The following is a 9,494-nucleotide window of genomic DNA, read 5'->3' on the forward strand; positions in this document are numbered from 1 at the left end:
GCGCGGGTGGTCAGGGAACCCAGTGGTTGCCCGTGACCGTGATCATCACCTGGAGCTGGATGCTCGCGGAGAAGTAGCTGCCGCCGTCGACCGGTGTCTGCAGCATCCTGTTCCACAGCGCGTCCAGCCACGCCTGGCTGCCCGGATCGGTCGCCGCCACCACCGCGAACGGCGCGAAGAACGCGGCGGCGCTGCCACCGGAGATCTGCGTGCCGTTGAGCTGGTAGCCGATCGCGATGCCGGCGGGGTTGCCGCCCGCCTTGGACCTCACCCACGTGTTGAGCTTGCGCGACGCCGCGAGCGACTGGGAGTCACCGCTGGTCACCGCGTCCGCGCCGATGCGCCACGGCACGCGGCAGGCGTTCCAGTAGTACTTGCCGTCGTTCACGCTCTCCAGCACCTGCCCGGCCGGCGGGCGCGGGGAGGAGTTCGTGTTCTCCACGAAGTCCGGCAGCAGACCGGTGTTCGGCGCGTAGTTCTGCTGCAGCTGCCCGATCAGGTTCTGGTGCGCGGCGCGGATCGTGTCCCACGCCCCGTCACCCGTCGCCTTCCGGAACGCCCGGAAGTGGTCCACCATCCAGTCCGACGACCGCGAGAGGTAGTAGTACTGGTCGCCCGCGCTGGACCAGTCGCCCAGCTTGAGCAGGTTCGTCGACGGGTTGACCTCGCTGGCCTTGATCGCGTTGATGTGCCGGATCGCGAGCTGCCGGTAGTCGTACGTGCCGATGCTGCCCCACTGCCGGTCGGCCAGCAGCAGCCCGTAGGCCACGTCCATGTCGCCGTCCGTGGCACCGTCACCGCCGTTGACGCTGCGGCAGTTCACGTCCTGCTCGGCCGCGAGGAGATCGCGGTTGATCGAGGACGGGTGGTCGATCTTCCACTTCACCAGGCCGTCGAAGATCTTCCTCGCGTCCGGGTCCGCGCCCGCCATCTGCGCGGTGATCACCATGCCGTAGCCCTGCGCCTCGGCGACGTACGGGTGGTCCGCGTCCGGCGAGATCACCTGGTACCAGCCGTTGCCGCAGTTCTGCCGCACGAACGCGGCCTTCCAGCGCTGGTAGTAGTCCACCACCGCGGCGTCCAGCGTGGACGTCGCGCCGGACGGGCGCAGGATGCCCGCCGCGTAGGGGGTCTTCCTGCTGCCGAACGCGTAGCCGAGGCCGTTCGAGGGCGGGGTGGTCGTCGTGGTGGTCGTCGGCGGGGCGCCGCCGGCCACGCCGTAGACCTCGAGCTCCCACAGCGAATAGCCCCACTGCGTGCCGCGGGCCGTGCCGAGCACCCGCACGTACCGCCCGGAGCCGGACACCGTCAAGTCGTCGACACCACCGTCACCGGCGGCGGTCGAGAACACGTCCGTCCAGGCCGAGCCGTCCGGGGAGGTCTGCACGCGGTAGCCCCTGGCGTACGCGGCCTCCCAGTTCAGCCTCACCCGGCTGACCGCGTGGGCCGAGCCGAGGTCGACCCGGAGCCACTCGGAGTCACTGCCCTCCGCGGAGGCCCACCGGCTCGCCGTGCTGCCGTCCACGGCCTTCGCCGCCTCCAGCCCGGCACCCTCGACGGAGGACGCCGCGACCGCCTTGCCCTGCGACACCAGCGGGTCCGCGGCCGTCGCACTGGTCGTCCCCGCCACCAGGAGACCGATCACGAGTCCGGCCGCGCTCACCGCCGCCAACGCCGATCGTCTGTCCACAACCACCTCCAAACCAATGGTTAACAAACCTGCCTAAAAGGGCGGTCGCGGCGACCATAGGCGGGCCGGTCAACGTTGGACAAGAGGTGCGGACCAGTCATCTGGACCGGAACCGGTTGCGGAGGACTACGCCCAGACCTTCCGCACGGCGTCCGCCATGGAGACGGCCTGCGCGTACCCCGCCTCCGCCGCGGGTTTGCGGCGGGCCGGGTCCAGCAGGTTCCTGCCGATCGCGGCCAGGGCGGCGCGGTCCGGGCTGATCACGATCGACGGCACCCCGAGCTTCGCGGCCTGCGCACCGGGCGTCGCCGCCGGACTGGCCGACCTCGTCAGCGGCGCGACGACCACCACCCGCGAGTACCCGGCGGCGAGGTCGGCGTTCGCCACGGACCGCATGCCGCCGTCCATGTAGCGGCTGCCGTTGATGCTGACCGGCGGCCACACCAGCGGCACCGCGCAGCTCGACGCGACAGCCTCGACGAGCGGCACCCCGCTGTCCCGGTCGAACGCCACGAACCTCCCGTCGGCGGTGTCGACGGCGGTGACCTTGAGCGGGCGCTCCGGCCAGTCCTTCGTGGACAGTCGCGAGCCGAACACCGCGAGCCGGGACTCCTCCGACGGCGTGCGGGCCTTCAGCGCGGCACGTCCGAGACGGGCGCGCTTCTGCGCCGGAGTCCCCGGCATCACGTAGGAAAGCGCGTACCTGACCACCATCCACGAAGTGAGACGGGCCGGGATCTCCCCGTCCGGCGGCGCCAGCTGGCTCGCGTAGAGATCGGCGAGCACGGCACCTCCCGCCAGCTCCGCCGCCACCACGGATCCCGCGGACGTCCCGACGAACAGGTCGGCGTCGGTCAGGTCCACGCCCTGTTCCGCCAGTCCGTGCAGAATCCCGGTCTCCCAGGCGATTCCGGTGACACCACCGCCGCCCAGCACCAACGCGCGTTCTCCAGTCACAGCGGCCATCCTATGGAGTGGGACGAGTTCCTGGTCCATGGTCGCGGTTGGTAACCTTGCCGGCGAAGCCGAGAAGCGCTGCAACAGGTCTCGCGCCTGCCACGCTCGGCCTCGCACCACCACGAACAAGGGCGCTTCCGACTTCTCGGGAGCGCGCGTGACTGGTCTCAGGTCTCTGTTGAACTCGCGCATCGCCGTGCTCGACGGCGCGTGGGGCACGATGTTCCAGCAGGCCGGGCTGTCCCCCGCCGACTACTACGGCACCGAGTTCGGCGACCACCAGCCCGACGTCGCGGGTGACCCGGACCTGCTCAACCTGACCCGCCCGGACCTGGTGCTCGACGTGCACCGGCAGTACCTCGCGGCGGGCGCGGACATCACGACCACCAACACGTTCACCGCCACCTCGATCGGCCAGGCCGACTACGGGCTGGAGGACCGCGTCCGCGACATGAACATCGCGGGCGCGCGACTCGCCCGGCAGGCCGCGGACGAGTTCGGCGGCCGGTTCGTCGCGGGTTCCGTCGGGCCGCTCAACGTCACCCTGTCGCTGTCGCCCAAGGTCGAGGACCCCGCGTACCGCGCCGTCACCTTCGACCAGGTCAAGGCCTCCTACGCCGAGCAGATCTCGGCTCTGCGCGAGGGCGGCGTCGACCTGCTGCTGATCGAGACGATCTTCGACACGCTGAACTGCAAGGCCGCCATCGCCGCGGCCCGCGAGGTGGCACCCGACCTGCCGCTGTGGATCTCGGTGACGATCGTCGACCTGTCCGGCCGCACGCTGTCGGGCCAGACCGTCGAGGCGTTCTGGGACTCGATCGCGCACGCCGAGCCGCTCGTCGTCGGCGTGAACTGCTCGCTGGGCGCCGAGGAGATGCGCCCGCACGTCGTCGACCTGGCGCGACTCGCGAACACCTACGTCGCCTGCCACCCGAACGCGGGCCTGCCCAACGCGTTCGGCGGGTACGACCAGACGCCGGACGAGACCGCAGCCCTGCTGAAGGACTTCGCGGGCAAGGGCATCGTCAACGTCGTCGGCGGCTGCTGCGGCACCTCCCCCGCGCACGTCAAGGCCATCGCCGACGCCGTGCGCGGCACCGAGCCGCGCCAGGTGGCCGAACCCCGGCACACCACCCGCTACAGCGGCCTGGAGACGTTCGAGATCGGCCCCGACACCGGGTTCGTCATGATCGGCGAGCGCACCAACGTCACCGGCTCGGCCAAGTTCCGCAGGCTGATCGAGGCCGACGACCACCAGGCAGCGCTCGCCGTGGCGCTCGACCAGGTGCGCGGCGGCGCCAACCTGCTGGACGTCAACATGGACGCCGACCTGCTCGACGGCGAGCAGGCGATGACGACGTTCCTCAACCTCATCGCGACCGAGCCGGAGATCGCCCGCATCCCGGTGATGATCGACAGCTCCCGGTGGACCGTGCTGGAGGCCGGGCTGCGGTGCGTGCAGGGCAAGGGCGTGGTCAACTCGATCAGCCTCAAGGAGGGCGAGGAGCCGTTCCTGCGGCAGGCCCGCACGATCCGCGACTACGGCGCCGGTGTCGTCGTGATGGCCTTCGACGAGCAGGGCCAGGCCGACACGACCGACCGCAAGGTCGAGATCTGCGCCCGCGCCTACGACCTGCTGACGCAGCAGGCCGGCTTCCCGGCCGAGGACATCATCTTCGACCCGAACGTGCTCGCGGTCGCGACCGGCATCGAGGAGCACAACGGCTACGCCAAGGCGTTCATCGACGCCCTGCCGCGGATCAAGGAGCGCTGTCCTGGCGTCCGCATCAGCGGCGGCATCTCGAACCTGTCGTTCTCCTTCCGCGGCAACGACGTCGTCCGCGAGGCCATGCACTCGGCGTTCCTGTTCCACGCCGTCAAGGCCGGTCTGGACATGGGCATCGTGAACGCCGGTCAGCTCGTCGTCTACCAGGACATCCAGCCCGAACTGCTGGAACTGGTCGAGGACGTCATCTTCAACCGCCGCGAGGACGCGACGGACCGCCTCGTCACGCACGCCGAGACCGTCAAGGGCCCCGGCCAGAAGCGCGTCGTGGACCTGTCGTGGCGCGAGGCCCCGGTCGGCAAGCGCCTGGAGCACGCGATCCTGCACGGCGTCGTCGACTTCATCGAGGAGGACACCGAGGAGGCCAGGCAGGCCCTGCCGCGTCCGCTCGACGTCATCGAGGGCCCGCTGATGGACGGCATGAAGGTCGTCGGCGACCTGTTCGGCGCGGGCAAGATGTTCCTGCCCCAGGTCGTGAAGAGCGCCCGCGTGATGAAGCGCGCGGTCGCGTACCTGGAGCCGTTCATGGACGCCGAGCCGAAGGCCACGGCCGGCGGCAACGGCAAGGTCGTGCTGGCCACGGTCAAGGGCGACGTCCACGACATCGGCAAGAACATCGTCGGCGTGGTGCTGGGCTGCAACAACTACGAGGTGATCGACCTCGGCGTGATGGTGCCGGCCGCGAAGATCCTCGACACGGCGATCAAGGAGCACGCCGACGTCATCGGCCTGTCCGGGCTGATCACGCCGTCGCTGGACGAGATGGTCTCGGTCGCCGAGGAGATGCAGCGGCGCGGCATGAAGCTGCCCCTGCTGATCGGCGGCGCGACGACCTCGAAGCAGCACAACGCCGTGAAGATCGCCCCCGTCTACGACGAGCCGGTCGTGCACGTGCTCGACGCGTCACGGGTCGTCGGCGTCGTCTCCGACCTGCTGGACGACCGGCGCGCCCACGAGCTGAACATCGCGAACCGCGCGGAGCAGGCCCGGTTGCGCGAGCAGCACGAGAACCGCAAGTCGGTGCCGTTGCTCAAGCTCGACGAGGCGCGCGCGAACCGGGAGGAGGTCGACTTCTCCGAATTGCCGACCCCGGCATTCACCGGCACCCGTGTGCTGAGCCCGTCCCTGGCCGAACTGCGCGAGTTCATCGACTGGACTTTCCTGTTCCTCGCCTGGGAGCTCAAAGGCAAGTTCCCCGCGATCCTCGACCAGCCGGTCGCCCGCGAACTCTACGACGACGCGATCGCGTTGCTGGACGAAATCGTGGCCGGGGAATTGTTCGAGGCGAAGGGCGTGTACGGCTACTGGCCCGCGCATTCGGAGGGTGACGACATCCTGCTCGACAACGGTGTGCGGATCCCGATGCTGCGCCAGCAGACGAAGAAGCCGCTTTCACGCCCGAATCGCTGCCTCTCCGACTACGTGGCGCCCGAGGGCGACCACATCGGCGGATTCGCGGTGACGATCCTGGGCGCCGGAAAGCTGGCCGCGAAGTACGAGGCCCAGAACGACGACTACCGCGCCATCATGGTGAAGGCGCTGGCGGACAGGCTCGCCGAGGCGTTCGCCGAATGGATCCACCTGCGGGCGCGGCGCGACTGGTTCGAGCCGGACGCGCAGCCGGAGATGGCCGAACTGCACGCCGAGAAGTTCCGCGGCATCCGGCCCGCGCTGGGCTACCCGGCCTGTCCCGACCACACCGTGAAGCGCGAGCTGTTCGACCTGCTGGGCGCGGAGGAAATCGGGGTCTCGCTCACTGAATCGTTCGCGATGAACCCGGCGGCGAGTGTGAGCGGCCTGATCTTCCAGCACCCCGAGGCGAAGTACTTCACGGTCGGCAGGCTCGGCCGCGACCAGGTGCAGGACTACGCGGCGCGGTACGGCAAGCCGCTCGCGGAAGTCGAGCAGTGGCTGCGCCCGAACCTCGGGTACGACCCCGCGTGATCGGTTCCGGAACGTGAAAGCGCTTGCCGGTATTGGCACGCGTCATCCCGGTTTGGCACCAGTAGATGTAGCATCGGCCGCTCTGGATCATTCACACCGTAGGTCGAGCGAGCCCGAGGTCATCCATGCGAGCTGCGGCGCTGGCGCTGGGTCTGGTGCTGCTGGCGGCCTGCGGTGCCGCGGCGCAGTCCGAGGCGTTGCCGCACGTGGGTTTCGTGGTGAAACGCACCGGTGGTTCCTTCGCGCAGGAGATGACGAGCGGTTTTCACGAGGGTGTCGGCCGCATCGGCGGGGTCAGCGCGACGGTGACCGGTCCTCCCGGCCAGGACGGGCACAAGGAAGTCGAGTTGTTCCGCGATTTGTCGATGACGGCGAGGGGCGGAATCGCCGTGGCGACGTCGGAGCCGTCACTGATGGCGCCGTCCATCGGTGAGGTGTTGAGGCAACGCGTCGCGGTCATCGGCGTGGACACGCGGCTCACCGCGAGCTCAGGGGTGAAACTCCACATCGGTAACGACAACTACGAACTCGGCGAAAAGCTGGCTGACGAGTTGATGCGCCGAATGCCCCCGGACGCGACCGGGACGGTGGTGCTGGGAAACACGGCTCCGGGCCTCGCCGGGTTCGACGACCGGGCCGAGGGGATCCGTGGGCGGTTCGCCGAAAAGCTACCGGGGGTAGTGGTGCTGGGCCCGTTCGACACGCAACGTGACGACGCCGCGAATCGGGACACGTGGAAACGTCTCGTGGCCGCGAACCCGAACGCCCTCGCGTTCGTTGGTACGGGCGACTGCGACGGCGTCAACCTCGCCGCGTTGAAGACCGAGAAGTCGGCGAGGTGGCTGGTGGGCGGGTTCGGGGTCGACCCGAGAACGTTGCAGGCGGTGCGGGACGGCGCGATGGTGGCGTCGATCTCTCCCGAGCACTACCTCAAGGGCGCTGTGGCAGGCTGGTTGCTCGCACGGCACGCCAAGCGCGGTGCGGTGCTGCCGGAGGGCTGGATCGAGACGCCGGGGCTCACGGTGACCACCGCGAACCTGGACCAGGTCCTGCACCGGCAGGAGTCCGAGAAGGCGCGCAGGGAGTTCTTCCAGCCTCAGATCGACAGCTTCGTCGAGGATCCGGCGAGCTGGGTGCGACCGTTGGAGCAGGCACGGTGAGCTTTTGGGAAGGCCGCGGCACCGCACGGGTGGCGACGGTCGGGCTGACGTTCGGGCTGCTGGTCCTCGCCGGACTGGCGCTGTGGAGCAGCATCAGCGCGCAGGCGACGACCGCGCACGTGCGGGAGCTCAACGAGACCAGCGAGCGGTGGGCCCGCGTGCTGGAGCACATCAACGTCGCCGACAACGCGTTGCGCGACCTGCAGGTCGCGCGGACCCCGCCGACCGGCGAGCCGCTGCAGAACGCCAGAGGCTCCGCACGCTCGGAGCTGGAGTGGCTGCGCGCCAACGGCATGCCGTCCGACGCGGCGGAGGCCACGAAGCTGCTGCCGCTGTACGACCAGAGCACGGACATGCTGCGGGCGGTCGTCGCCGGCACCGACCCGGCGCAGGCGGACCAGGCGGGGCTCGCGCACTCGTCGTTGCGGCGCCAGATCTCCTCGACGATCGGCGTCAAGCGCCTCGACACCACCGAGTACCTGCGTTCGGCCGACGAGAAGAACGCGCGGCTGCGGATCGCGCAGATCGTGGTGTTCGTGCTGGACGCGGCCCTGGTCGCGTTGTTCGGCATGGTGCTGCTCTGGCAGCGCCGCATGATCCTGCGCCAGGCCGCGAAGAACGAGCACGAGGCCCACCACGACGCCCTGACCGGCCTCGCGAACCGGACGCTGCTCGCGCGGCGGATGGAACAGGCCGTCGACAAGGCGCGCAAGAAGGACGAGCCGCTGGCGTTGCTGATCGTGGACCTCGACAGGTTCAAGGAGGTCAACGACTCGCTCGGGCACCACACCGGCGACCTGCTGCTGCGCCAGGTGGCGAACCGCCTGTCGTGGGCGGTGCGCGACACGGACCTGGTGGCACGGCTGGGCGGCGACGAGTTCGCCGTGCTGCTTCCCGGTGTCGGCTCGGCCGACAACGCGAGCATGGTCGGGGACAAGATCCTCCAGGCCTTGGCCATGCCGGTCACGCTGGAGGGCCTGGAGCTGGAGATAGCGGCCAGCGTCGGCGTGGCGCTGTGCCCGGCGGACTCGGGTGACGGCCACGAACTCCTGAGGCACGCCGACATAGCGATGTACGCGGCGAAGCGCGAGAAGTCCGGCGTCGCCGTCTACGACGCCCGCCTGCACGAACGCGGCGCCGCGCACCTGACCGCGGTGACGGAGCTGCGGCACGCGATCGACCGCGGTGAGCTGTTCCTGCACTACCAGCCCAAGGCGCTGGCCGACACGGGCGCGGTGTGCGGGGTGGAGGCTCTGGCCCGCTGGCAGCACCCGACGCGCGGCCTGGTGCGCCCGGACGAGTTCATCCCGGTCGCCGAGGAGAACGGGCTCATCGAGCCGCTGACCCGGTACGTGATCGACGCGGCGCTGCGCCAGTGCCGTTCCTGGTCGGACGCGGGCTGGGAGGTGCCGGTGTCGGTGAACGTGGGCGCGGCCTGCCTGCACCACACCGAGTTCCCCGGTGACGTGGCCGATCTGATCAAGCGGCACGGCCTGCCCGCCCGGTTGCTGACGCTGGAGATCACCGAGTCGGCGATCATCTCGGACCCGGACCGCGCGGTGGAGGTGTTGCGCGGCCTGACCGAACTGGGCGTGCGGCTGTCCATCGACGACTTCGGCACCGGTTACTCGTCGATCTCGTACCTGCGCAGCATGCGGGTGCACGAGATGAAGCTCGACCGGTCGTTCGTGACGCACATGTGCACGGACGCCGGCGACAGCGCGATCGTGCACGCCCTGGTGGCGCTGGCCCGGAACTTCGGGCTGCAGGCCGTCGCGGAGGGTGTCGAGGACCAGGACACGTGGACGGCGCTGGCCGAGGCCGGGTGCGACGTGGTGCAGGGGTACTTCCTCAGCGAGCCGTTGCCCGCCGAGGAGATCGTGGCCTGGCTGGGCGACCGGGCGGGGCGGGCCGCCGGGGGCGGGGGCCCGGGGGGGGGCGGGGGGGCCCGCGGGGC

General features: G+C 70.0%; 5 protein-coding genes. 3 read left to right on the forward strand and 2 right to left on the reverse strand.

Annotated features, from left to right (window positions below; translation table 11 throughout):
- Window positions 1-10: 10 nt before the first annotated feature.
- Entirely contained in the window at window positions 11-1,690 is a 1,680-nt protein-coding gene (locus tag ORI60_RS12745; protein WP_266037381.1) for a glycosyl hydrolase family 8, read from the reverse strand.
- A 126-nt stretch (window positions 1,691-1,816) separates the two neighbouring features.
- A complete protein-coding gene (locus ORI60_RS12750) occupies window positions 1,817-2,647 on the reverse strand; it encodes a patatin-like phospholipase family protein (protein WP_266037382.1) in 831 nt (276 codons plus the stop codon).
- Between the two features lie 157 nt (window positions 2,648-2,804).
- On the opposite strand from ORI60_RS12750, the gene metH reads away from it, so the two are divergent.
- The 3 genes from metH to ORI60_RS12765 form a co-directional block, all read left to right on the forward strand.
- Window positions 2,805-6,377 carry a methionine synthase gene (metH, locus tag ORI60_RS12755; RefSeq protein WP_266037383.1) on the forward strand — a complete coding sequence of 1,191 codons (3,573 nt, stop codon included), beginning with the start codon at window positions 2,805-2,807 and terminating at the stop codon, window positions 6,375-6,377.
- 125 nt (window positions 6,378-6,502) lie between these two features.
- Entirely contained in the window at window positions 6,503-7,537 is a 1,035-nt protein-coding gene (locus ORI60_RS12760) for a sugar ABC transporter substrate-binding protein (protein ID WP_266037384.1), read from the forward strand.
- Window positions 7,534-9,494, forward strand: a 1,961-nt coding sequence (locus tag ORI60_RS12765; RefSeq protein WP_266037385.1) for a putative bifunctional diguanylate cyclase/phosphodiesterase, incomplete at its 3' end; no start/stop codon positions are given. The genes ORI60_RS12760 and ORI60_RS12765, both read left to right, overlap by 4 nt.

The sequence above is a fragment of the Lentzea sp. NEAU-D7 genome (assembly GCF_026242055.1).
Classification (GTDB): domain Bacteria; phylum Actinomycetota; class Actinomycetes; order Mycobacteriales; family Pseudonocardiaceae; genus Lentzea.

Coding starts and splice junctions, on each gene's coding strand:
- ORI60_RS12760 (WP_266037384.1), top strand. CDS start 6,503: ATGCGAGCTGCGGCGCTGGCGCTGGGTCTGGTGCTGCTGGCGGCCTGC.